Here is a 23739-nt window from a genome sequence, read left to right as displayed (position 1 = left end):
TCGAGAAATGCGGCGTTTTCAGGAAATCAGGTGGTTTCGGGAAAACGGGCGGGGACAGTGCCCCGCCCCCACAAAGCCACGGCCACAAACCAAAACTGCAGATGATAAAATGCGCAGTTGAACCTTTCCGAATGAGCGTCCCTGCTTGACTTTGCACATTCTTGATGATACGATAATCAAAAAAACACAGGGGGCGCTTCAAGATGTTGGCAGAGCAGAGAATGGAAGCGATTCTGGCGGAGCTGGACAGAGAGCAGGCGGTCAGCGTGGCCCAGCTGTGCCGGGCCACCGGCGCGTCCGGAGCCACCATCCGGCGGGATTTGAACGAGCTGGCCCGCCGGGGCAAGCTGAACAAGGTCTACGGCGGGGCCATGCCCGTCCGGGAGGAGTTCCGGGGCGGAGAGCCGGATATGGAGGCCAAGCGGGAGCTCCGCACCCAGGAGAAGCTCCGCATCGCCCGGTACGCCGCCAGCCTGATTCAGGACGGCGACGTGGTGTTTCTGGACGCCGGGTCCACGGTGATGCACATGGTGGACCACATCCAGGCCCCCGGGGCTACCTTCGTCACCAACAGCGTGGAGTGCGTCCAGCGCCTGCCCCTGCGCGGTCTCAGAACCTACGTGCTGGGCGGCGTCATCAAGCCGGGCACCCTGGCCGTCATCGGCGGCGAGGCCATGGAGGCCCTGAAAACCTACAACTTCACCAAGGCCTTCCTGGGGATCAACGGCATCGCGGTCCACCAGGGCTTTACCACCCCGGACCGGGAGGAGGCCATGGTCAAGGCCCGGGCGGCCGCCAGGGCCCGGGAGACCTGGGTGCTGGCGGATTCCGGCAAATTCGGCGCCATCACTGCCGCCGCCGTGCTGCCGCTGGAGGGGGCCCGGATCATCACCGACCGTCTGGAGGACCGCCGGTATCTGGAATACACAGAAATCAAGGAGGTTTGAACGATGGTTTACACCGTCACCTTTAACCCCGCCCTGGACTACATCGTGCGTGTGCGCGATTTCCGGACCGGGGAGACCAACCGCACCGAGAGCGACGAGCTCCAGTGGGGCGGCAAGGGAATCAATGTGTCCGCTGTGCTGCGCAATTTGGGCGTTGAAAACGCGGCTCTGGGCTTTCTGGCGGGATTCACGGGCCGGGCGCTGGACCAGGGACTGCGGGACGCGGGCATCCGCACCGACTTCATCTGGCTGGAGGAGGGGCTGACCCGGGTCAACGTGAAGATCAAGGCGGAGCAGGAGACGGAGATCAACGGCGCGGGACCCGCCATCCCCGCCGCCGCTTTGGAGGAGCTGTTCGCCAAGCTGGACCGTCTCCGTTCCGGGGATGTGCTGGTGCTGGCCGGGTCCATCCCGGCCTCTCTTCCGGAGGATATATACCAGAAGATCCTGGCCCGGCTGGCGGACCGGAAGATCCTCACGGCGGTGGACGCCACCGGGGGACTGCTGCGGGCCGTGCTGCCCTACCGCCCCTTCCTTATCAAGCCTAACCGCGCCGAGCTGGGGGAGCTCTTCGGCAGGACGCTGAGCAGCGACGGGGAAATTGAGAACTGCGCCCGCCGCCTCCAGGCGGAGGGGGGACGGAACGTGCTGGTGTCCATGGCGGGAGACGGCTCGCTGCTGCTGGACGAGACGGGGGCTGTCCACCGGCTGGGCGTTCCCGCGGGCACGGTGCGCAACTCCGTGGGCGCGGGGGATTCCATGGTGGCCGGCTTCCTGGCCGGCTGGCTGGAGCACGGGGATTACGCCCTGGCCCACCGCCTGGGGACGGCCGCCGGCGCGGCCACCGCCTTCTCGGAGGGACTGGCTGCCAAAGATCAGGTTCTGGCGCTGCTGGAGACATTTTAAGAGCGGTTTGGAAGAGGCACGGCTTTTGCCGTGCCTCTTTGAAGTGATTTGACTGTCCGCCTCACAGTCCCAGGACCGCCGAGGCAATCTGAAAATAGATCAGCAGAGAGATGGCGTCCACGATGGTGGTGATAAAGGGCGAGGCCATCACCGCCGGGTCGAACCCGATTTTTTTCGCCAGCAGGGGCAGAGAACACCCCACCAGCTTGGCGCAGAGAACGGTGCAGACCATGGTGCAGCAGATGACCGCCGCCACGGGAATTGTCACCATCGCGTTGTGGAACAGCATCCGGTCCACCAGCATCAGCTTGATGAAGTTCGCCGCCGCCAGCGTGCAGCCGCACACCGCCGCCACGCGGATCTCCTTCCAGATGACGCGGAAGATGTCGGAAAACTCGATCTCCCCCAGGGAGAGGCCCCGGATCACCGTGACGCTGGCCTGGGAGCCGCAGTTGCCGCCGGTGTCCATCAGCATGGGGATATAGGCCGTCAGGATAGTGGCGGCTGCCAGGGCGCTTTCAAAGCTGGAGATGATCTGCCCGGTAAAGGTGGCGGAGATCATCAGCAGCAGCAGCCAGGGAATGCGGGCCTTGTAGGTCTCAAAGGTGGCGGTTTTCAGGTAGGGCTTGTCGGAGGGCAGCATGGCCGCCATCTTCTCCATGTCCTCCGTGACCTCCTCCTGGAGGACGTCCATGGCGTCGTCCACGGTGACGATGCCCACCAGCCGGTTCTCCGTGTCCACCACCGGCAGAGCCAGAAAGTCGTATTTGCTCAGGGCCCGGGCGGTGGTCTCCTGGTCGTCCAGGGTCCGGACGGCGATGAAGTTCCGCTCCATGATGTCGCCGATGACGTCGTCCTCCTCCGCCAGCAGCAGCGTGCGGATGGTCAGCAGGCCGATGAGGCGGCGCTCGTCGTCGATGACGTAGGAGACGTTGATGGTCTCCTTGTCCGGGCCGGTGCGGCGGATGCGCTTTAGCGCGTCCTCCACCGTCATGGTCTCCTTCAGGTCCACAAACTCCGTGGTCATGATGCTGCCGGTGGAGTCGTCCGGGTATTTCAGGATCTCGTTGATGCTCTTGCGGGTCTCCGGATCGGCGTGCTGCAAAATGCGCTTCACCACTCCCGCCGGCATCTCCTCCACAATGTCCACAGCGTCGTCCAGGTACAGCTCGTCCAGCACCTCTTTCAGCTCCGTGTTGGAAAAGCCCCGGATCAGGATCTCCTGCTCGTCGCTGTCCAGCTCCACGAACACCTCCGCCGCCAGCTCCTTGGGCAGCAGGCGGAAGATCAGATGGGGCGCTTTTTCATCCAGCTCGTCAAAGAGCCACGCGATGTCCGCCGCCTCCAGGGGCAGCAGGAGGTCCCGCAGCTCCGCGTATCGCTTTCGGGACACCAGATCTTCCACTTGCTCCGCCAGCTCTTCCCACTTGTTCTTAGATTCAAACACGCCGCGCAACCTCCTTTCTGATTGGCAGTCTTCTGCCACGGGGGAACGAAGACTGCCGCAGATGATTTTTCGCCGTAACGCCGGCTGAAATCAGATATTTTTATTGCCGGGCAATAAAAATATCCCCAGTCGTGCCGCCCGGTACGACTGGAGAGTCTCCTTCTGCTGGAAAGCGCCCCTGCGGGCAGTCTTCCCCAACCGTTCAAGCTTTAGCCTCACAAGGCGATGAAATCGCGTTAGATGATACCTTCCTGTTCGATATCGCCTGTTCAAACCCTCTCATGATGTCTCCATCACTCCGCGGCAGCGACCCGTATCCTTGTGGTAGCCTTACCTACCGGACAGTATGCACTTTTCCTTTTTCTATAATATGCCTCATTTTTGCGCTTGTCAACCCGGGAGGCGGGGATATTCAGGGAAAACTGCTTGTGGCGGATTCTTTTTCATGGTATAATAAACCGTTCCGGAGATCTGAGCGAGAGATCCGGCCGTGAGATGGAGAGGGGGCGGAACAATGGGGATTCACGACGGGCACCGGGAGAAGGTGCGGGCGAGGTTTCTCGCCGCGGGACTGGATGCCTTTGCCGACCACGAGGCCCTGGAGCTGCTGTTGTATTACGCCATCCCCCGGCGGGACACCAATCCCATCGCCCACGCGCTGATGGAGCGCTACGGCTCCCTCTCCGCCGTGCTGGAGGCCCCTGTGGAGGACCTGCGGAGGGTGGAGGGCGTCGGGGAGAGCGCGGCGGTCCTGCTGCGGCTGGTTCCCCAGCTCAGCCGCAGGGCCCGGCTGGCGGACGCCCGGGAGACGGTGCTGAACTCTGTGGACCGGGCGGGGAGCTATCTCCTGGAACTCTTCGCCGGACTGGGCCGGGAGGTGCTCTACCAGCTGTGCCTGGACCAGAAGGGAAAGCTCCTGGCCTGCAAGCGCCTCAGCGAGGGCAGCGTCAACAGCACGGATCTGAATATACGGCTTTTGATGGAGAATGCCATTTTAACCTCCGCCAGCAGCGTGATTCTGTCCCACAACCACCCCAGCGGCATCGCCCTGCCCTCCCAGGACGATCTGAATACTACGGAGCAGGCCCGGACGGCGCTGAAGACCATCGGCGTCAGGCTGGCGGACCACATCATCGTGGCGGACGGGGACTTTGTGTCCATGGCGGACTCGGGATATTTGGAGGGAGTCTGGGGATGAAAGCCGCGGCGTGCGGTCAGCCAGGCGGCCCTGACCCGGCCGGCAGGAGAAATGGCAGAAAGGCGCAGGGAGCGGGCGCGCATCTCCGGGGGGAAGCGCCCATAGGACGGAGTCGAACAAATGTTGCAAACTTCTCGGCTCTGTGATATAATGAAAAGCCACATTGTAAACCAGGATTTGGAGACTATGATTTATGCCGAAATTTCAAGTCGTATCTGAATACCAGCCCTCCGGCGACCAGCCGGAGGCCATCGCCGCTCTGGCGGAGGGCATCGAGAACGGACTGAAGGAGCAAGTGCTTCTGGGCGTCACCGGCTCCGGCAAAACCTTTACCATGGCCAAGGTCATTGAGGCCGTCCAGCGGCCCGCGCTGGTGCTGGCCCACAACAAGACCCTGGCGGCCCAGCTGTGCGCTGAGTTCAAGGAGTTTTTTCCCAACAACGCCGTGGAGTACTTCGTCTCCTACTACGACTACTACCAGCCGGAGGCGTATATTCCCCACACGGATACCTATATCGCCAAGGACGCATCCACCAACGACGAGATCGACCGCCTGCGCCTCTCCGCCACCTTTGCCCTGCTGGAGCGGCGGGATGTCATTGTTGTGGCCTCCGTCTCCTGCATCTACGGCCTGGGCGAGCCGGAGGACTTTGCCAAGCTGTCCGTCTCTCTCCGCGCCGGAGCGGAGTGGAACCGGGACGAACTGCTGCGCCGCCTGGTGGAGATCCGCTATGAGCGCAACGACATCGCCTTTGAGCGGAACATGTTCCGGGTCCGGGGGGACACGGTGGAGATCTACCCCGCCTACTATAAGGACAGGGCCATCCGGGTGGAGTTTTTCGGCGACGAGATCGACCGCATCAGCGAGTTCAGTCCCATCACCGGGGCCGTGAATCTGAAGCTGAACCATATTGTCATTTACCCCGCCAGCCACTACGTCACCACCAAGGACAAGATGGACCGGGCCATTGCGGAGATCCGGCGGGAGCTGGAGGAGCAGGTGAGGATCTTCACCGACAACAACCAGCTGGTGGAGGCCCAGCGCATCCGCCAGCGGACGGAGTACGACGTGGAGATGATGCAGGAGCTGGGCTACTGCTCCGGCATTGAGAACTACTCCCGGGTGATCTCCGAGCGCCCGGTGGGCTCCGCCCCCATGACCCTTTTGGACTTCTTCCCGGAGGACTTCGTGTTGTTCGTGGACGAGAGCCACGTGACGCTGCCCCAGGTGCGGGCCATGTACAACGGCGACCACGCCCGGAAGGATGCTCTGGTGCGCTACGGCTTCCGCCTTCCCTGCGCCTACGACAACCGCCCCCTGAAATTTGAGGAGTTCGAGGGCCGCGTCGGACAGGCCGTCTTCGTCTCCGCCACGCCCGGCCCCTATGAGCGGGAGCGGGCGGACCAGGTGGTGGAGCAGGTGATCCGCCCTACGGGACTGCTGGACCCCCGGGTGGAGATCCGCCCCGTGGCCGGCCAGATTGACGATCTGATGGAGGAGATCAGGGCCCGCTCCCAGCGAAAGGAGCGGGTGCTGGTGACCACCCTCACCAAGAAGATGGCGGAGGATCTGACGGAGTATTTCAAAAATGCCGGAATCCGGGTGCGGTATATGCACTCCGACGTGCAGACCATTGAGCGGATGGAGATCATCCGGGACCTGCGGCTGGGGGAATTCGACGTGCTGGTGGGCATCAACCTGCTGCGGGAGGGACTGGACCTGCCGGAGGTGAGCCTGGTGGCCATTCTGGACGCGGACAAGGAGGGCTTCCTCCGGTCCGAGACGTCGCTGATCCAGACCATTGGCCGGGCGGCCCGGAACGCTGAGGGCCTGGTCGTCATGTACGCCGACGAGATCACCCCCTCCATGCGGGCGGCCATGGACGAGACGGAGCGCCGCCGGGGGATTCAGGACCGCTTCAACCAGGAGCACGGCATTGTGCCAAGGACCATTATCAAAGGCGTTCGGGAGGTGCTGGAGATCTCCAGCGTGGCGGAGGACGAGACCCTCCGGGCCCGGAAGAAGCGCAAGCTGAGCCAGCAGGAGCGGGAGGCGGAGATCAAGCGGTTGGAGAAGGAGATGCGGGAGGCCAGCAAGATGCTGGAGTTCGAGTACGCCGCGGTGCTTCGGGACCGGATCATTGAGCTGCGGGGCGAAAAATGAGAAAGATCCCCTGGAGACGCTTCCTGGTGGGCCTGCTGGCATGCGGCGCCGTTTGGAGCGTGGTTCTGCTGAATATGTTTTGCAGCTGGTTTTACCCGTACAGGATGACCATATCCTCCCCCTCCGGAGCCTATGTGATCGAACAGAGATACACGGACTTTCTCTCCGCCGGCTACCGGGGAAAAACGTTTCTGGCGACTCCCCGCGGCCGGTGGTTTGTGGATGATTTCGGGCCGGGTTACGCCTCGTGGGTCTCGGAGACGGCTTTTGCCGTTACCTATGACGCGGACAATATTACAGAATACCATGTGAGCGATTTTGACAAAGAGGTGATGTCATGAAATATGAGTGGTTGGATGAATATCTCCTCTCCCTCCCGGGGGCGGAGAAGGACTACAAGCCCGAATGGGCCTGGTTTCGCTACATGATCCGGGGCAAGCTGTTCGCCGCCGTCTGCTCCCCCCGGGGGATGAAGGACGCGGCGTACAACGGCCATGACCTGGTGAACCTCAAGTGCGGCCCAGCGGAGGCGGAGCTGCTGCGGGCCCAGCACCCGGAGATCCTGCCAGGCTTCTACTGCGACAAGCGTCTCTGGATTGCCTGCCTGCTGGACGGCGCGCTGCCGGACAGGGTCCTGCGGGACCTGTGCGCGAACTCCCACCGCCTTGTCCTGGAGAAGCTCCCCAAGTATGTCCAGCGGGAGATTTTGGGAGAGTGAGCGGAGACGCGCCATGGATGGGGAGGGCACTCAGGCCATGTTTGAAAAAAGTCAAAACACCCAAACGGTGGATCTTGATCCGCCACTCTGTGTTAAATTTTCTCGCCGAGCGTCAGCCCGCCTGCAAAAATTTGCCTTGATTGGCGAAAATATCTCTCGCCGTTGGGCATTCCGCCATTTTTCAAACAAGGCCTAGTTTCAAAAAATCGCACTGGCGTTTCTGGCGGGAATGGCGGTCCTCTCGGCCGTCCTCACTACCGTCAGCCGGGCGCACAAGGCGCGTATTTTGAGGGAGCCCCGCTGCCATGCCCTCCGCATGCTCCCGTAGTCCGGGACCCGTGTCCCGAGGAAAGTGAAGTGATTCCATGGCCTTCAGCAGTATGGCGTTTTTGTTCGGCTTTCTGCCGGCGGCGGCGCTGTGCTATTTTGTAATACCCGCCCGGTGGAGGAGCGGGCGGAACGGGGTTCTGCTGCTGTTCAGCCTGGCCTTTTACGCCTGGGGTGGACTGCGGCTGGCGCCGGTGCTGGCATGGTCCTGCCTTGTGACCTGGGCGGCGGGCCTGCTGCTGGCTCCGGGGCGGAGATGCCGGCGGGCGGTCTTTTGGGCCGCCGCGGCGCTGAACCTGCTGCCCCTGCTGTATTTCAAGTATACCGGGTTCCTTCTGGGCAGCCTGAACGCCCTGGGCCTGGAGCTGGCGGTCCCCAGCATCCTGCTTCCGGCGGGCATCTCCTTTTTTACCTTTCAGTCCGTCTCGTATCTTGCGGACGTGTACCGGGGGACCGTCCCGCCGGAGCGCCGCCTCTCCCGGCTGGCGCTGTACACGGCCTTCTTCCCCCAGCTGCTCCAGGGGCCCATCGTCCGGTACGGGGACTTCGGGCCGCTTCTGGCGGAGCGGCGGGAGACGGTCCCGGAGATCTCGGCGGGGGCGGTGCGGTTCTGCTTCGGCCTTGCCAAGAAGGTGCTGCTGGCGGACGCCCTGGGGACTGCCGCCAACGCCGCCTTCTCCGCCGGGGACCGGCTCACCGTGGGTCTTGCCTGGATCGGCTCCGCCGCCTACACACTGCAACTGTACTTCGACTTCTCCGGCTACACCGACATGGCCCTGGGCCTGGGGAGGGTGTTCGGCCTGCCCCTGCCGGAGAACTTCGACTACCCCTATATCGCCCGGTCCGCTGGGGAGTTCTGGCGGCGGTGGCACATCACCCTCTCCCGCTGGTTCCGGGACTACGTGTACATCCCCCTGGGGGGCAACCGCTGTTCCCGGGGGAGGCATTTGCTGAACCTGCTGGCGGTGTGGGTGTTGACGGGGCTGTGGCACGGCGCGGCCTGGACCTTTGTTCTCTGGGGCCTCTACTACGCGGCGCTGCTGATGGGGGAGAAATACCTCTGGGGCGCCGCCCTGGAGCGGATGCCCGCCCCCCTGCGGCACGTCTACGCCCTGCTGCTCATCAACTTCGGCTGGGTGCTGTTCCGCGCCGGGAGCCTGGGACAGGCGGGGGCTGTGATCTCCGCCATGCTGGGCGTTGCCCCCGGCGGCCTCTGGAGCGGCGAGGCGGAGTATTATCTCCGCCAGTACGCCTGGGAGTGGGTGATCGCCATCCCCGCGGCGTTGCCAGTAAGGGTCTGGATCTGCCAATCTCTGGAGCGGCGGCGGGAGGGCGGGAGCCGCGTTTCGGCGGCGGCGCTGGCCTTTGGGCCGAAGGTGTTGGCCCTGGTCCTGCTGGGCCTCTCGGCGGTGCGGCTGCTGAGCTCCACCTTCCGCTCGTTTCTCTATTTTCAGTTTTAAGGAGGCCCGAATATGGAAAAATTCTCACAGCGGGCCTTTCTGCTCTGCCTGTTGGCGATGCTGCTGGCCGTGCCCTCCGGGACGGCCCTCTGGTCCCGGAAGGACACCGCCGCCTACTACGAAAACCGGTCTCTCACGGCGTTCCCCGCCCTCACGGCGGAAGCCCTCTGGACCGGGACCCTGGGCGGGGAGCTGGAGAGCTGGTACTCCGACCACGTCCCGGGCCGTACCACGCTTTTGAAGGCGGACACGGCGGTACAGCTGAACCTCCTGCGCCGTCCGGCGGTGAACGAGGTGGTCTCCGCCGGGGGCGTGCTGCTGCCCCTGCTGTCCTACGAGGAGCGGGCGGCGGAGGAGTACCCCGCCCTGGCCGCAGCGGCGGCGGAGCCCTTCGCCAGACTGAGCGAGTTTGTCAAGGGCTATGGAGGGACCTTCTGCTACGCGGGCTTCCCGGAACAGCGGGTCTACTTCCGGGACAAATACCCGGACTACCTCAGCCGCCACGAGACGGAGGCCTCCGCTGGAGACGAGGCCTACGCCCGGGCCATGGCGGAGGCCGGAGTGGACTTCCTGGATATGGGGGCGGTGTACGACGCCCAGGGACACCCGGAGGCGTATTACTCCGCCGTGGACCACCACTATCACTACCGCGGCGCCTACGCCGCTTACCGGGCGATCCTGGACCATCTGGCGGAGCAGGGCTGGTCCCTGCCGGCGCTGGCGGAGGAGGACCTGGACTTCCGGGACCTGCCCAACCCCTATATCGCCACCCGAAACCGCAAGCTATACAACCTCTGGCCCAACAGCGAGCGGGCTGTCGTCGGCGTCCAGAGGAAGGCGGTGCCCTTTACCCGCTATGATAACGGGGAGCCGTCGGACAGACCTCTGTTCGTCCTGCCGGAGGCGGACTACATGCCCGCCACCTACAACCTCTACATGGGCGGGGACTTCGCCGAGACGGTGCTGGAGACGGACCGCCCAGAGCTGCCAAACGCCCTGATCTTCGGGGATTCCTTCACCAACGCCCTGGAGACCCTGCTGTACGCCTCCTTCAACGAGACCCGGATTCTGGACCTGCGGCACTACGACGAGATGTCGCTGCGGGAGTACGTGGACGCGCATCGGCCGGACGTGGTGCTCTGTATCCAGAACGATACGTTTTACTACCTGGGCGGCGGCAATAACAATGTGTGGGAGGACCCGTGATGGAAGAGACAGAAAAAAAGCCCGCCCCCCAGACGGAGCCCGCCCGGCGGAGCGGCGCGTATGTCTCCATTTTGGCGGCGGCGGCGCTGTGGGGCATGATCGGCCTGTGGAATCGGAACCTGATGGCCGGGGGCTTCACTCCCACGGACATTGTGGTGGTGCGGAACTTCGGCGGGATGCTGCTGCTTGCGGCGGTGTTCGCCGTGAAGGACCGGAGCGTGTTCCGTGTCCGCCGGGAGCACCTGAAATACTTCTTCGGCACCGGCGTGGTCAGCGTGATGCTGTTCACGGTGTGCTACTTCTCCTGCCAGCGGATCTGCTCCCTGGCGGCGGCGTCCATCCTGCTGTATACCGCGCCGTCCTTTGTGGTGGTGCTGTCGGCGGCGCTGTGGCATGAGCCCGTCACGCGGAAAAAGCTGCTGGCCCTGGCGCTGACCCTGGCGGGCTGCGCGCTGGTGTGCGGCGTCTTCGCCGGGGACCTGACGGTGACGGCGGGCGGCGTCCTGCTGGGCCTGGGGTCCGGGTTCTTCTACGCGCTGTACAGCATCTTCGGCCGGTATGCCCTGGCCCATTACTCCTCCCTGACCGTGACGGTGTGGACGTTTCTCTTTGCCGGCCCGGCGTCTTTGGTGCTGCTGCGCCCGGGGCGGATGGCGGCGGCGCTGGCAGAGCCCCGGCAGTGGCTGCTGTCATTGGGGCTGGTGGTGTTCTCCACAGCGGCGCCGTACGTCCTGTACACCCGGGGCCTTGCCCGGGTGGAGTCCGGCAGGGCGTCCATCATGGCGAGCCTTGAGCCGGTGGCGGCCACACTGGTGGGCGTGCTGGCCTTTGAGGAGCCCCTGTCCCCTGCGGCCATAGCGGGGATTCTGTGCGTTTTGGCGGGCGTGTATTTTTCCTGTGATAAAGCGCAGGAGAGGTAGAGTATGATCTCCGCCGCAGAAGATGGCGTCATTGCTCCCGGCAGTTCGGTTTGAAAATCATATATTCTGAGGTGAGTATGGCAAAGCGCAAAGAGGAAAAGACCAATGTAATGCGGATATTAGACCAGAGGAAGATCCCCTACACCGCTCACTTTTATGAGGAGACCCAGGGCCCGGAGGGCACCCGAGAGTACGGTCTCCACGTGGCGGAGGCGCTGGGCCAGGACCCCCGCCGGGGCTTCAAGACCCTGGCGGCCCGGGGGGCCTCCGGCGGGATTTACGTATTTGAGGTGCCCGCGCCGGAGAGCCTGGACTTAAAGAAGGCGGCCAGGGCCGTAGGGGAGAAGTCGGTGGAGCTGCTCCGCGTGGCGGAGATTAACGAGGTCACGGGATACATCCGGGGCGGGTGCAGTCCCGTGGGGATGAAGAAGCGGTATCCCACGGTGTTCCACGAGACGGCGCTGGCGTATGAGACCATTTACATCTCCGGTGGAAAGATCGGGGCGCAGGTGGAGATTGCGCCCCAGGCGTTACTGGAGCTGCTGGGGGCGTCCGCATCGGACATCACGGCCCAGTGAGAGCCCCAGGTGGAGGCCCACGGCGAAGGCGTCCAGGGACCACTGTATATAATTGTCAAAGAAGGCATCGATCATTTCACGGCGGGCCTCGCCGGTCAGGGAGAATTCGTCCATGAGTTTTTGCAAAGCGGGTTCGTTGAAATTTTCTGCATTTTGCAGGATGGGACTGCAATAGTAGTCAAAGAGCTTTTCATCAACTGTGTTCATAATAAACACCTCATATTACATTTGATGCCATATATTATATAGCATTAAATGCCATGTGTCAAGGAGTATATCTATGGGAACTCTAAAAATTTTAGGAGAGCGGCTTTGCTTACTCCGAAATGAGAAAACTCTCCATCAATCAGATATTGCGGAATTATTGGGTATTACACAAGGCCATTACCAGCGTATGGAGAAGGGGAAAATAAATATTCCCACCTTGACATTGTGCGCCCTTGCGGATTATTTTGGTGTTACGACAGATTATCTGCTGGGACGCTCTCAGGAGCGGGAGTGATACTCGCCCTGACGGGCGGGGGAGAATTCAGCCATGGTGATGGCTGGGCAATGCACCCCCCATTTTCTCTTTTCGGTTGCGCCGAAAAGAGAAAACGGGCCGTGCACGGTCCAAAAGAGAAAAGGCGCTGGGGTCGAATTTGACCGCAAGGGTCAAATTCGCCCAAGTACGGGGGCTGGCCTGAATCGGTGCTTTCGTGAATTGCCGGTCTTCTGCCGGCTGCGTCTGACCCCGTACCGCCCGTTGGCGCTCCGCCGCAGTCGGGACTGCCTACGAGGGTGTTTTGCATCTTTGACGGAAGGCCCCTTGCTTCTCTTCCCGCGCTTCGCGCCTAGCCCGCCCCGTTTGGACAGATTCCCTTCTACCGCCGGTAGACGAACTTTCTTCCCCGCACGTGCCCGGCTAGGCGCGAAGCGCGGGAAGAGAAGCTGGAGGCCTTGCGTCTACGCACCAAAACAACCTCGTTGGCAGTCGCAAATGCGGCAGAGCGCCCCCGCAAGGTACGCTGTCAAGCGCACCCGGCAGAAAATCGGCAAGTTTTATGGGCACTGGTTCAGACCAGTCCCCGTATCTTGGGCGAATTTGGCCCCTGCGGACAAATTCGGCCCCAGCGCCTTTTCTCTTTTGGACCGTGCACGGCCCGTTTTCTCTTTTCGGCGCAACCGAAAAGAGGGGCCCCCGCCGGAGCCCAGCGAAGCGGGTCCGGTGGGGAGAGGAGGAAGGAACGGAGCTTGAGCGGAATTTTCGGCTTTAGCCGGAAATGGAGCGGCGGAGTTTCTTCCGACGACATGGGGGGTGCATTGCCCAGCCATCATCATGGCTGAATTCCACCCCGCCCGTCAGGGCGAGCAAAAGCCACCCCCGCCCGAAGGGCGGTCTCTCCCGTCCCCGGCCCGCGGCCGGATTCCCCCGTCCCGCGCCCGAGGCGCGAAATCCCCGTCCCGCCCCCGTGGGGCGGCATCCCCCGTCCCCCCGCAGGGGGACCCCCAGAAAGGACATTCTATGCAGGATAAAATCGTCGTCAAAGGCGCCCGCGCCAACAATCTGAAAAATATCGACGTCACGATCCCCCGTGACAAATTAGTGGTCATGACCGGCCTCTCCGGCTCCGGCAAGTCGTCACTTGCCTTCGACACCATCTACGCCGAGGGCCAGCGCCGCTACGTGGAATCCCTCAGCTCCTACGCCAGGATGTTTTTGGGCCAGATGGACAAGCCCGATGTGGACTATATCGAGGGCCTCTCCCCCGCCATCTCCATCGACCAGAAGACCACCTCCAAAAACCCCCGCTCCACCGTGGGCACCGTGACGGAAATTTACGACTATTTGCGGCTTCTCTGGGCCCGGGTGGGCACCCCCCACTGTCCCAAGTGCGGCAGGGAGATCAAACAGCAGACCGTTGACCAGATCATCGACCAGGTCACCGCCCTGCCGGAGGGCACCCGCATCCAGGTCTGCGCCCCCGTCGTCCGGGGCAAGAAGGGCGAGCATGTAAAGGTTTTTGAGGACGCCAAGCGCTCCGGCTACGTCCGGGCCCGGGTGGACGGAAACCTCTATGAGCTGGACGAGGAGATCAAGCTGGAGAAGAACAAAAAGCACAGCATCGAGATCATCGTGGACCGGCTCATCATCCGCCCGGACATTCAGCAGCGGCTGACGGACAGCGTGGAGACCGCCGCCGGCCTCTCCGGCGGCACTGTGATCGTCAACCTCCTGCGGGAGGAGCAGGACCTGATGTTTTCCCAGAACTACGCCTGCGAGGACTGCGGCATCTCCATCGAGGAGCTGACGCCCCGGATGTTCTCCTTCAACAACCCCTTCGGCGCCTGCCCAACCTGCACGGGCCTGGGCAGCCAGCTGAAGGTGGACGAGAGCCTGGTGGTGCCGGATGGGAGGAAATCCATTCTGGAGGGGGCCATTCAGGCCTCCGGCTGGGGGAATATCCGCTCCGACGGCATCTCCCGCATGTACTTCGAGGCCCTGGCGAAGAAGTACCGCTTCTCCCTTACCGACCCCTGGGAGGAGCTGAGCGAGGAGGTGCGGGACATCGTCCTCTACGGAACAAAGGGGGAGAAGCTGGAGCTCCACTACGACCAGCCCCGGGGCAAGGGCGTGCTGTACCAGCCCTTTGAGGGCATCTGCAACAACATCCAGCGCCGCTATCAGGAGACCCAGAGCGACGCCAGCAAGAAGGAGCTGGAGGAGCTGATGGCGGAGTGTCCCTGCCCCGCCTGCAAGGGTAGGCGGCTGAAAAAGGAGTCCCTGGCGGTGACCGTGGGGGACAGGAATATCTACGACTACACCCAGATGTCCGTCCTGGACGGGCTGGAGTGGGTGGAGAAGCTGACCTTGACGGACCAGCAGCGCCTGATCGCGGACCGGATTTTGAAGGAGATCAGGTCCCGGCTGGGGTTCCTCCGTTCCGTGGGTCTGGGCTACCTGACCCTGAGCCGGTCTGCCGGAACCCTCTCCGGCGGCGAGAGCCAGCGCATCCGCCTGGCCACACAGATCGGCTCCTCCCTGATGGGGGTGCTGTATATTCTGGACGAGCCCTCCATCGGCCTCCACCAGCGGGACAACGACAAGCTGCTCTCCACCCTCCAGAACCTCCGGGACCTGGGCAATACCCTGCTGGTGGTGGAGCACGACGAGGACACTATGCGCGCCGCGGATTACCTCATCGACATCGGCCCCGGCGCCGGCGTCCACGGCGGACAGGTCATCGCGGCGGGCACGCCGGAGGAGGTCATGGCCTGTCCCGACTCCCTGACGGGCCAGTACCTCTCCGGAAGGAAAAAGATCCCCGTCCCGGCGGAGCGCCGGAAGGGGAACGGGAAGTGCCTGAAAGTGGTGGGCGCGGCGGAGAACAATCTGCGAAAGGTGGACGTGGAGTTCCCCCTGGGGGTGTTTACCGTGGTCACAGGCGTCTCGGGCAGCGGCAAGTCCTCCCTTGTGAACGAGGTGCTGTTCAAGCGCCTGGGGGCGGAGCTGATGCGCATGAAGGTCCGCCCCGGAAAATGTGAGCGGATCGAGGGCATCAAGGCCCTGGATAAGGTGGTGAACATCGACCAGAGCCCCATTGGGCGGACGCCCCGGTCCAACCCCGCCACCTACACCGGCCTTTTCAACGACATCCGGGACCTCTTCGCCTCCACCCAGGAGGCCAAGAGCCGGGGCTACGGTCCGGGCCGGTTCAGCTTCAACGTCCGGGGCGGACGGTGCGAGGCCTGCTCCGGCGACGGCGTTTTGAAAATTGAGATGCACTTCCTGCCGGACATCTTCGTTCCCTGCGAGGTCTGCAAGGGCAAGCGGTACAACCGAGAGACCCTGGAGGTGCGCTACAAGGGCAAAAATATCGCAGATGTACTGGAGATGACCGTGGACGAGGGCGTGGAGTTCTTCTCCGCCCTGCCCAAGCTCCGCAACAAGCTCCAGACTCTCCAGGACGTGGGCTTGGGCTATGTGAAGCTGGGCCAGCCCTCCACGGAGCTCTCCGGCGGCGAGGCCCAGCGGGTGAAGCTGGCCACGGAGCTCTCCAAAATCGCCACCGGCAGGACCATCTATATCCTGGACGAGCCCACCACAGGCCTTCACACCGACGACGTGCGAAAGCTGCTGGAGGTGCTGCAGCGGCTGGTGGACAGCGGCAACACCGTGGTGGTCATCGAGCACAACCTGGACGTCATCAAATGCGCCGACCACCTCATCGACCTGGGCCCGGAGGGGGGCGACGGCGGCGGCACCATCGTGGTCGCCGGCACGCCGGAGGAGGCGGCCGCCTGTCCCCAGTCCTACACCGGGCAGTATCTGAAAAAAATGCTGAGCGTCTGACAACCTGAAAATCTGTCTATATTAATAAAGAAAGGAAGCGCGGCCCCATGCTGATTGACATGACCCACACCATTACCCAGGAGATTCCCGTCTGCCCCGGCGACCCTGCTCCCGTCCTCTCCAAGGGCTCCACCATCACGAAGGACGGCTGCCGCACCACCCAGCTCTCCCTCTGCTCCCATACCGGGACCCATATGGACGCCCCCTCCCACCTGCTGCGGGACGGGCGGAACCTGGACGAGATGCCCATGTCCCAGTTCTCCGGCCGGGCCACGGCGCTGGACGTGTCCGGCGTAGGGCCGGTGATTACGGCGGAGTTTCTCCGCTCCCGCCACGACGACATCTACTGCGCGGACTATGTCCTCTTCTGCACCGGATGGGAGGGCCGCTGGGGAACGGAGGCGTTTTTGGAGGACACATTCCCCGTCCCTGATGAGGAGGCGGCCCACTATCTGACCTCCTGCGGCCTCAAGGGCGTGGGGACCGACGCTCTCAGCGTGGACCGGCTCAGCGGCCCGCCCACGGTACATACCATTTTGATGAAGGCCGACGCGGTGATTCTGGAGAACCTGTGCCTGGAGAAGGTGCGGGGGCGGAAGGACTTCTTGTTCTTCGCCCTGCCCATGAAGTTCCAGAACGCCGACGGCGCCCCCATTCGCGCCTTCGCGGAGCTGCGGGAGAAATTTGAAGGGGAGAGAAGAAGACGGTGAGAAAGTTTCTGGCCATCGTCCTGTGCAAGCTGGGCCGCTTTGCCGGCAGGCTGGTGGGCAAGGGCAGCTCCCTGCCGGGAAAGCTGGCGCTGAAGGTCTGCCCGGACATCCTGTCCCGGGTGCGGCTGCCCGAGCACATCATCGCCGTCACCGGCTCCAACGGCAAGACCTCCACCGTGGAGATGATCGCCGCCATACTCCGGGCAGATGGAAAGAACGTCATCTACAATCAGGAGGGCTCCAACCAGATCGAGGGCGTCGCCACCTTGATCCTGACCCACGCCACGCTGGGGGGAACCGTCCGGGCGGACGTGCTGCTGCTGGAGAGCGACGAGCGCTATGCCCGGTACAGCTTCCGCCACTTCCACCCCACAGAGTTCGTCATCACCAACCTCTACCGGGACCAGCTCACCCGCAACGGCCACCCGGAGTGGGTCTACGACGCCATCCTGCCCGCCATCCACCCCGAGACGGAGCTGATTTTGAACGCCGACGATCCCCTCTCCAGCTGCTTTGCCAGGGGGCACGAGAAGGTACAGTGGTTCGGCCTGGACCGGTGTTCCATCGACCTGGACGCCCCCTCCGGCGCGTATCACGACGGGGCGTACTGCCCGGTGTGCCATGCGCCCATGGAGTATGACTATGTCCACTACAACCACATCGGCGCCTACCGCTGCGCAAAGTGCGGCCATCAAAAGCCCGCCACGGACTGCACCGCCACCGCGGTGGACCTGGACAGGGGCGTGCTGACCATTGACGGCGCGGTCACGGTGGATCTGGCCTTTCGCAGCATCTACAACGTCTACAACATCCTGGCGGCCTACGCCGTGTGCCGCCGGGCCGGCACGGCGGCGGAGACCGCCGCCGGCGTCCTGAGCAATTACCTGCTGAAAAACGGACGGATGCAGACCTTCCGCCTGGGGAGCCGCCGCGGCACCCTGCTCACCAGCAAGCATGAGAACTCCGTCGCCTACGACACCAATCTCCGCTACATCGCCGCCTCGAAGGAGGACTGTACGGTACTGGTGATCGTGGACGCGGTGAGCCGGAAGTACTTCACCAGCGAGACCAGCTGGCTGTGGGACGTCGACTTCGGCCAGCTGAACGCGCCCCATGTGAAGGAGGTCGTTCTCTCCGGGCGGTACTGCAATGACCTGGCGGAGCGGTTTTCCTACACGGAGGTAAAAAACTGGCGCGTCCAGCCGGACATCGCGGCGGCGGCTGCGGAGCTGAAAGCCGCCGGGGACGGGGCGCTTTACGTTGTGACCTGCTTCTCCGACCGGGACAAGCTGCTCTCCCATGTGGAAAAGGAGGCGTGAGACATGGAATTTCGATTCATCCACTTCTACCCCGACCTCATGAGCCTCTACGGCAGCTATGCCAACACGGCGGTTTTGAAGCGGTATCTGGAGCGGCTGGGGAACTCCGTCTCCCTGGAGACCGTGCGGCCCGGGGAGGAGGCGGATCTGTCCGGTGCGGACTTCCTCTTTATGGGCGCGGGCACGGAGCGTGCGGCCCGGGCCGCCATGGAGGACTTTGCCCGGTTCGGCGGCGCTGTGAAGGCCGCCGCGGAGGCCGGCACGGCCATGCTCTTTGCCGGCACGGCCATGGAGCTGCTGGGCGCCTCTGTCACCGAGGCGGACGGGACCTCCTATGCGGGCATCGGCCTGGCGGGCTTCTCCGCCGTCCACGGTGAAAAGCGGATGGCGGAGGACGTTTACGGCCATACAGATCTCTTTCCGGAGGCGGTGGTGGGCTTTATGAACAAGTGCGGCGCCGTTACCGGGGTGGAGACGCCGCTGCTGACCTCGGTGGAGTTCGGCATTGGCAATGAGGGCCCCGGAACCCCGGAGGGCTTCCACTGGAAAAATGTCTTCGCCTCGGAGCTGACAGGGCCCATCCTGGTGAAGAACCCGAAGCTGCTGGAGACCGTGGCCGCCGCCCTCTATGCCAGGCGGGGCGAACCGCTCCCGGAGGAGCGCGCCGCGGACAGCTGGGCGGTGCAGGGGTACGCCGTGACGGAGGAGCAGCTGCGCCGCCGGTTCGGCCGGTAAAAATGAAGAAGAGGACCGGCGGCCGCCGGTCCTCTTTTCTGTCCGCGTCTGGGTCTGTGCGAGCAGGCCCTAAAATACCACCGTCAAAAGCATCTTGAACCGCTCCACGCCGTATACGGCGTGGGGAATGCCGGCCGGCATGACCAGGCTCTCCCCCTGCCCGAGAATGTGGACCTCCCCGTCCACGGTAAAACGGCCCGTGCCCTCCAGCACCGTCGCCAGGGCGTCGCCGCCGGAGGAGTGGGCGCTGATCTCCTCCCCCTTCTCAAAGGCGAAGAGGGTAAGGCTCACGTGGGGGTTCTGGGCCAAGGTGCGGCTGACCACTTGCCCCTCCTGATAGGAGACCAGGCCGTCCAGCCGCAGGGCCTCGTTTTTGGCGATGTTTTTCATGCGCTCGCTCATATCCGGCTTCCTCAGTAGTTAAATTTGTCGATGGTCACATCCGCACAGTATTTGACCTTCAGCACCTGAAGCCTGGCGAAGAGCTCCGTCTGGCAGTGGGCCTCCTGGAGGGCCGGCTCCGTCCAGGTCTCCACCAGCAGCAGCGCGTTGGGGTCCTGGGCGTCGAAATAGTAGTCGTACTTCACGCTGCCCTCCTCCTGAAGGGAGTTCTCCCGAACGCCCAACTGGGTAAGGGCCTCATAGAAGGCCGTCCTCTGGCCGGGTTTTGTGTGGTAGGTGACATTCCAGGTAAGCATATTTTCTTCCTCCTATTTTTTAGGGCCCGTTCACATAAGAAAAATGTGCGGATTCCCGGGCAAATTTTTGCCAGATACAGGGCAAAAATTTGCAGGCGTACGGACGTACGTCAAAGATAATTCACGCGGCAGCCGGCAAAATTTGCCGGAGAGCCCTGCCCTTGGGCTTATGTGGACGGTCCTAAGAGTTTTTCCATATCCTCCGGCAGCTCCGCCCTGAGCCGCAGGAGCTCTCCGGTGACCGGATGGACCAGACTCAGGCCCCAGGAGTGGAGAGCCGGACGGGAGATCAGGGCCGAGTCCTCCGTGCCGTAGAGCCAGTCCCCCGCCAGGGGACAGCCGATGGAGGCCATGTGGAGGCGCAGCTGGTGGGTGCGTCCCGTCTCCGGCAGCAGCCGCACCAGAGAGAGCCCCCTCCGCCGCGCCAGCACCTCATAGCGGGACACCGCCGGGGCGCCGTCAGGCCGTATCATGCGGGCCACTGTGGAGGTCTCGTCCCGGCCGATAGGGGCGTTGATCGTCCCCCGCTCCGCCTCCGGGCAGCCTACGCAGATCCCCCGGTATTCCCGGCAGAAATCCGGCGTGTGGAGGGCGCGGCGCAGCAGGTTATGGATATAGCCGCTCTTGGCGACGACCATCAGTCCGGTGGTGCCCTTGTCCAGGCGGTTCGCCGGGTGAAAGAGAAAGTCCGTGCCCCGGGTCCAGGCCAGGGCGCCCGCCACGGTAGGGGTATCCGGCAGAAAGTTGGAGGCGTGGGCCGTCATGCCCGCGGGCTTGTTCACCACCATCAGATGACCGTCCTCCCACACCACGGGCAAAGGCCAGTCGCCGGGGATGACGGCGGTCCTGGGCAGGCGGTGATCCCCAGTCTCCGCAGTCAGCACGTCCCCGGCGCGGAGGATGTCCACGGTGCGGGCGTGTTTTCCGTTGACCAGAATGCCGCTCTCTGCCCGGGTCAGGCGGGAGATGGCGTGGGAGGAGAAGCGCAGCCGCGCCCGGAGAATGTGGCGGACGGTAGCTCCGTCCTGTTCCGGCGGAATGGTGTAGGAGATGGTTTCCATAGGCACATCCTTTCACCTGCCAGCATACCACAGATCCATGGATTTGACCAGAGGGCCCAGTGGTTTTTCTGCGGTTTGCAAAATAAGAAGCCGTACCGGCAGGCCCTGTCTGAAAAATGGCGAAATGTCCAGGCGGCGGATCGTTTTCCGCTGTGCCGGGTTAAAATTCTTGAAATACACAACGCTCTCTCGCCAATCTGCGCACTGCCGCCTGCAGGGGCCGGCCCGTTTGCCGGGAATTCTGATGGCCGCTGTCAATCTCTGATCCGCATAACATCTTATAACAAAAGAAACGCTGTGTATTCATAGCAATGTCATTAAATTAAGGATTTCCAGCACCTGAAAAAAGCGCCCACCACCTTTTACATTTTCAAAAGGTGGTGGGCGCTTTTTCATGGCCCTTATGTTGTTAAAACGTCGGAAGCTACCCGCATTTACTTCCCCATAGCCCGGTGCAGGAAGGCGACAATCTGTCCGCGGGTACAGGTAGCGGCGGGAGAGAAGTTACTGCTGCCTGTGCCGCTGGTAATCTTCTGCTCCACGGCCCACGCTACGGCCTGCGCATAGTCTGCGCTGGCGGGGACATCGTTAAACTTTCCATTGTAGGAAGCCGCCGGACTTCCCGCTGCTTTCCACATGTATTCCATCGTCATAGCGCGGGTGCAGTCTGTATTTGCTCCAAAGGTGGAGCCGGACACCAAACCATTTTCAGCGGCCCACAGAGCTGCTTTATAAAAATAATCGGTAGTCTTAACATCGGTGAAAGGATTCTCTGCCATCGGCTCCGGTGAGCCGTTAGCGCGCCACAGGAAAGTCAAAATCTGCGCCTTGCTGCAAGTTGCGTCGGGGGAGAACGTGGTCTTGCTGGTGCCGCTGGTGATGTTCTTTTCTACGGCCCATAGGACCGCGTCTGAGAAATAATCACTTTCTTTCACATCGACGAAGCCGCCAACAGTGGAGCTGACGGGAGTGGAAGGTATAGATGTCCCATCTATGGTAATACCCCGCTCATGTAAAATATCTGTGAATGTTTTTCCGGTAGGTGTGAGAGATGACAAAGAAATTGTTTCTATGTTGTAGCTCTTGACAATGTGGAAAAGCTGGTCCCAGCCTGCTATGTTAGGATATGGATAATACTTTTCATGTCCGCCGTTCCATCTTTTGAGATAGGCTCTGCCATTTTCCGCGATATAGGCCAAATCGTGGTCAAATGAGCTGTATACAGTTCCATTTGAATCCACAATGCCCATAGTGAGATACCCCTCCGCATCCGACGTGTCTCCCGCACCATGACGGTTATCATAACTTTCGGTTGGAGAGTTTTCTTTGATTGCCCGCTGGCGATACTGCTCGCTTCTGGGGATAGCTACAGCAAAATATCCGTTGCTGTAGGAGCGGATTCCGGCGTAAATTGCCGGAAGAACCTCCCTGCCGCTCCCATCGACAGCGCCATAACAGAACGGCGCTGTCCTAACCCGGAACATATCCGAACCAAGATAGGAAATGCCAATTTCCCGCTGACAGGGGATGACCACGCCGGTTCCATATTTATAAATACCGTAGGACCAATAACAAGTTCCGTCTGTTTCCGCGTGTCCTTCTCGAATAAGGTAATACCCATCCTGCATATACTCAATGTAGGCGTATGTTTTGGGGGAAAGCAATTCCTTAAAATCCCAATCATACAGGCCGACACAGGTTTTAAGGTAGAATATCTGTTCCATTCCAACAGTGCTGATGTTATCGAATGTTTTTCCGTTCCCGGCCATTGGTGTAATCAAAAACGTCCGATTGTCTTTATTCGCAAAAGCAATAGAAGCCGCAGAGGGAGGGAACAACTCAGCGCCGTTGGTCGTATAAACGCCAAAACCTAACTCTGCCCAACTTTTGGTGGCCTCGTCCTTTCGCGTTTTATCACTTCTGTTCGCAACGATCCGGTTTTCTCCAATGTATTCCATACTGGTAAATTCCGCCGGAAATACAACAGTCCCGGTGCTGTCCTTCAAACCCAAATACTCCTGTGTAAATACTCCGCCTTTAGGGGAATCACCGATTACGAATACCTCTTTTTGAGAAAACACGGTCAGGCCTGTTGCTTCTTCAAATGCTTTCCTATCAGCGGCGTTACTGGATTTTGAAATCTTTATTCCGCTCAATCCATATGCCGTATGATTGGTCCATGTAGAAGCGCCATAATAGGGCGCATCTTCAGGATCTGCCGCCATCACCGGAACAGTCAGCCCCATACAGAGTGCAAGAGCCAACACAAAGGAAAACAATCTCTTTTTCATTTACCTTCTTCCTCTCAAAATAAAATTTCCAACAAAGCCCCGAAGGGCGGGCGGGGGGACGCGCCCCCGCCCTGGGGTCTGTTGGAAACATAAAAAGCGGTGTTGAGCGTATAACTCAACACCGCCTGACTGAAATTCAATCAAAGCGAAACACCAAACCCATTTCCTGTTGCAAATTGGGCGATATGACAGTATAATGGGAGATACGGTGTAGTCTTGGATAGACTATGGTGTTGAGTGGTTAGGACACTCTTCATCGGAGCGTAGCGGGCGGCAACCCGCTATGCTCTGCCGCTATTTATGTCTCCGCAACTATTTTAACCTATGACGGAAGAAATTGCAAGGGTGTTTTCGGGAAAAGTCTGTAAAAACGGACTTTCCCGCTTTTTTATCGACATTTCCCGGACTTGTTGATTTTTTCGGGGTATTTTTGGATTCTTGCAGTTTTTGACAAGAACCGCTCATTTTTATATCATGGGCAAGACTTGTTGAAATTTGGATTTTTCCTTAACTTAACGGCTGATTTTGAGACAATTTCCTTCAAAAAATCAGGGGGTGCAAAAAGTACTTTTATAGCATTTCGGGGACAAGTTGTGATTTGCGCGTAAGCGTGATTTCTACGAGAAAAACTGAAAACCGCCGTTTTCTGCTACATTTCCGGGACATGTTGAGATTTCAGGCAGAACAACAATCTTGAACACAGATTTTCTGCCGTTAAATT

Annotated in this window: 22 protein-coding genes and 1 riboswitch; of the genes, 16 read left to right on the top strand and 6 right to left on the bottom strand. The window is 61.4% G+C overall.

Annotated elements, in window-relative coordinates:
- The first annotated feature begins 203 nt into the window (after window positions 1–203).
- Complete coding sequence (locus C816_RS09255) at window positions 204–947, top strand: DeoR/GlpR family DNA-binding transcription regulator (RefSeq protein WP_016322133.1); 744 nt, start codon at window positions 204–206, stop codon at window positions 945–947.
- Window positions 948–950: 3 nt separating this feature from the next.
- Window positions 951–1853 (top strand): 1-phosphofructokinase, encoded by a 903-nt coding sequence (gene pfkB, locus C816_RS09250; RefSeq protein WP_016322132.1) that lies wholly within the window; start codon window positions 951–953, stop codon window positions 1851–1853.
- Between the two features lie 61 nt (window positions 1854–1914).
- Here pfkB and mgtE read toward each other — a convergent pair whose 3' ends face one another.
- Entirely contained in the window at window positions 1915–3300 is a 1386-nt protein-coding gene (mgtE, locus tag C816_RS09245; protein ID WP_016322131.1) for a magnesium transporter, read from the bottom strand.
- A gap of 185 nt (window positions 3301–3485) precedes the next feature.
- Window positions 3486–3649: riboswitch (M-box (ykoK) riboswitch) on the bottom strand.
- Between the two features lie 165 nt (window positions 3650–3814).
- Here mgtE and C816_RS09240 point away from each other — a divergent pair.
- The 9 genes from C816_RS09240 (at window position 3815) to ybaK (ending at window position 11871) form a co-directional block, all read left to right on the top strand.
- Window positions 3815–4498, top strand: coding sequence for a JAB domain-containing protein (locus C816_RS09240; protein ID WP_016322130.1), 684 nt, complete (start codon window positions 3815–3817; stop codon window positions 4496–4498).
- 193 nt (window positions 4499–4691) lie between these two features.
- Window positions 4692–6662 (top strand): excinuclease ABC subunit UvrB, encoded by a 1971-nt coding sequence (gene uvrB, locus C816_RS09235; protein WP_016322129.1) that lies wholly within the window; start codon window positions 4692–4694, stop codon window positions 6660–6662.
- The gene (locus C816_RS09230) at window positions 6659–7003 is read left to right on the top strand and encodes a hypothetical protein (RefSeq protein ID WP_016322128.1); all 345 of its coding nucleotides are present in this window, start codon (window positions 6659–6661) and stop codon (window positions 7001–7003) included. Before uvrB ends, C816_RS09230 begins: the two co-directional genes overlap by 4 nt.
- Complete coding sequence (locus C816_RS09225) at window positions 7000–7380, top strand: MmcQ/YjbR family DNA-binding protein (RefSeq protein WP_016322127.1); 381 nt, start codon at window positions 7000–7002, stop codon at window positions 7378–7380. Before C816_RS09230 ends, C816_RS09225 begins: the two co-directional genes overlap by 4 nt.
- A 37-nt stretch (window positions 7381–7417) precedes the next feature.
- Window positions 7418–7576 carry a hypothetical protein gene (locus C816_RS23625; RefSeq protein ID WP_155978962.1) on the top strand — a complete coding sequence of 53 codons (159 nt, stop codon included), beginning with the start codon at window positions 7418–7420 and terminating at the stop codon, window positions 7574–7576.
- 169 nt (window positions 7577–7745) lie between these two features.
- Window positions 7746–9167, top strand: a complete 1422-nt coding sequence (locus C816_RS09220) for an MBOAT family O-acyltransferase (protein WP_016322126.1) — start codon at window positions 7746–7748, stop codon at window positions 9165–9167.
- 12 nt (window positions 9168–9179) lie between these two features.
- Entirely contained in the window at window positions 9180–10373 is a 1194-nt protein-coding gene (locus C816_RS09215; RefSeq protein WP_016322125.1) for an alginate O-acetyltransferase AlgX-related protein, read from the top strand.
- On the top strand, window positions 10373–11293 hold the full coding sequence (locus tag C816_RS09210) for a DMT family transporter (RefSeq protein ID WP_016322124.1): 921 nt from the start codon (window positions 10373–10375) through the stop codon (window positions 11291–11293). The genes C816_RS09215 and C816_RS09210 overlap by 1 nt, the downstream gene beginning before the upstream one ends.
- A 77-nt stretch (window positions 11294–11370) precedes the next feature.
- Complete coding sequence (ybaK, locus tag C816_RS09205; RefSeq protein WP_016322123.1) at window positions 11371–11871, top strand: Cys-tRNA(Pro) deacylase; 501 nt, start codon at window positions 11371–11373, stop codon at window positions 11869–11871.
- On the opposite strand, the gene C816_RS09200 is transcribed toward ybaK, so the two are convergent.
- Window positions 11824–12078 (bottom strand): hypothetical protein, encoded by a 255-nt coding sequence (locus C816_RS09200; RefSeq protein WP_016322122.1) that lies wholly within the window; start codon window positions 12076–12078, stop codon window positions 11824–11826. The genes ybaK and C816_RS09200 overlap by 48 nt on opposite strands.
- A gap of 73 nt (window positions 12079–12151) precedes the next feature.
- Here C816_RS09200 and C816_RS09195 point away from each other — a divergent pair, with 73 nt between their 5' ends.
- From C816_RS09195 to C816_RS09175, 5 genes are all read left to right on the top strand, one after another.
- Window positions 12152–12373 carry a helix-turn-helix domain-containing protein gene (locus tag C816_RS09195; RefSeq protein ID WP_016322121.1) on the top strand — a complete coding sequence of 74 codons (222 nt, stop codon included), beginning with the start codon at window positions 12152–12154 and terminating at the stop codon, window positions 12371–12373.
- A gap of 1002 nt (window positions 12374–13375) precedes the next feature.
- Window positions 13376–16204, top strand: a complete 2829-nt coding sequence (uvrA, locus tag C816_RS09190; RefSeq protein ID WP_016322119.1) for an excinuclease ABC subunit UvrA — start codon at window positions 13376–13378, stop codon at window positions 16202–16204.
- Between the two features lie 47 nt (window positions 16205–16251).
- Entirely contained in the window at window positions 16252–16914 is a 663-nt protein-coding gene (locus tag C816_RS09185; protein ID WP_016322118.1) for a cyclase family protein, read from the top strand.
- Complete coding sequence (locus tag C816_RS09180; protein WP_016322117.1) at window positions 16911–18233, top strand: Mur ligase family protein; 1323 nt, start codon at window positions 16911–16913, stop codon at window positions 18231–18233. The genes C816_RS09185 and C816_RS09180 overlap by 4 nt, the downstream gene beginning before the upstream one ends.
- Window positions 18234–18236: 3 nt before the next feature.
- Entirely contained in the window at window positions 18237–18968 is a 732-nt protein-coding gene (locus C816_RS09175) for a type 1 glutamine amidotransferase (RefSeq protein WP_016322116.1), read from the top strand.
- Between the two features lie 69 nt (window positions 18969–19037).
- Here C816_RS09175 and C816_RS09170 read toward each other — a convergent pair whose 3' ends face one another.
- The 4 genes from C816_RS09170 to C816_RS09155 form a co-directional block, all read right to left on the bottom strand.
- Window positions 19038–19370, bottom strand: a complete 333-nt coding sequence (locus C816_RS09170) for a cupin domain-containing protein (protein ID WP_016322115.1) — start codon at window positions 19368–19370, stop codon at window positions 19038–19040.
- An 11-nt stretch (window positions 19371–19381) separates the two neighbouring features.
- Window positions 19382–19666 (bottom strand): putative quinol monooxygenase, encoded by a 285-nt coding sequence (locus tag C816_RS09165; protein ID WP_016322114.1) that lies wholly within the window; start codon window positions 19664–19666, stop codon window positions 19382–19384.
- A gap of 167 nt (window positions 19667–19833) precedes the next feature.
- Complete coding sequence (locus C816_RS09160) at window positions 19834–20727, bottom strand: RluA family pseudouridine synthase (RefSeq protein WP_016322113.1); 894 nt, start codon at window positions 20725–20727, stop codon at window positions 19834–19836.
- Window positions 20728–21161: 434 nt separating this feature from the next.
- The gene (locus tag C816_RS09155; protein ID WP_016322112.1) at window positions 21162–23018 is read right to left on the bottom strand and encodes an S-layer homology domain-containing protein; all 1857 of its coding nucleotides are present in this window, start codon (window positions 23016–23018) and stop codon (window positions 21162–21164) included.
- Between the last annotated feature and the right edge of the window lie 721 nt (window positions 23019–23739).

Origin of the sequence: Oscillibacter sp. 1-3 (genome assembly GCF_000403435.2) — a bacterium.
Classification (GTDB): domain Bacteria; phylum Bacillota; class Clostridia; order Oscillospirales; family Oscillospiraceae; genus Oscillibacter.
Note: the sequence above shows the minus strand (reverse complement) of the source record. Positions and strands in the feature narration are given on the sequence as shown.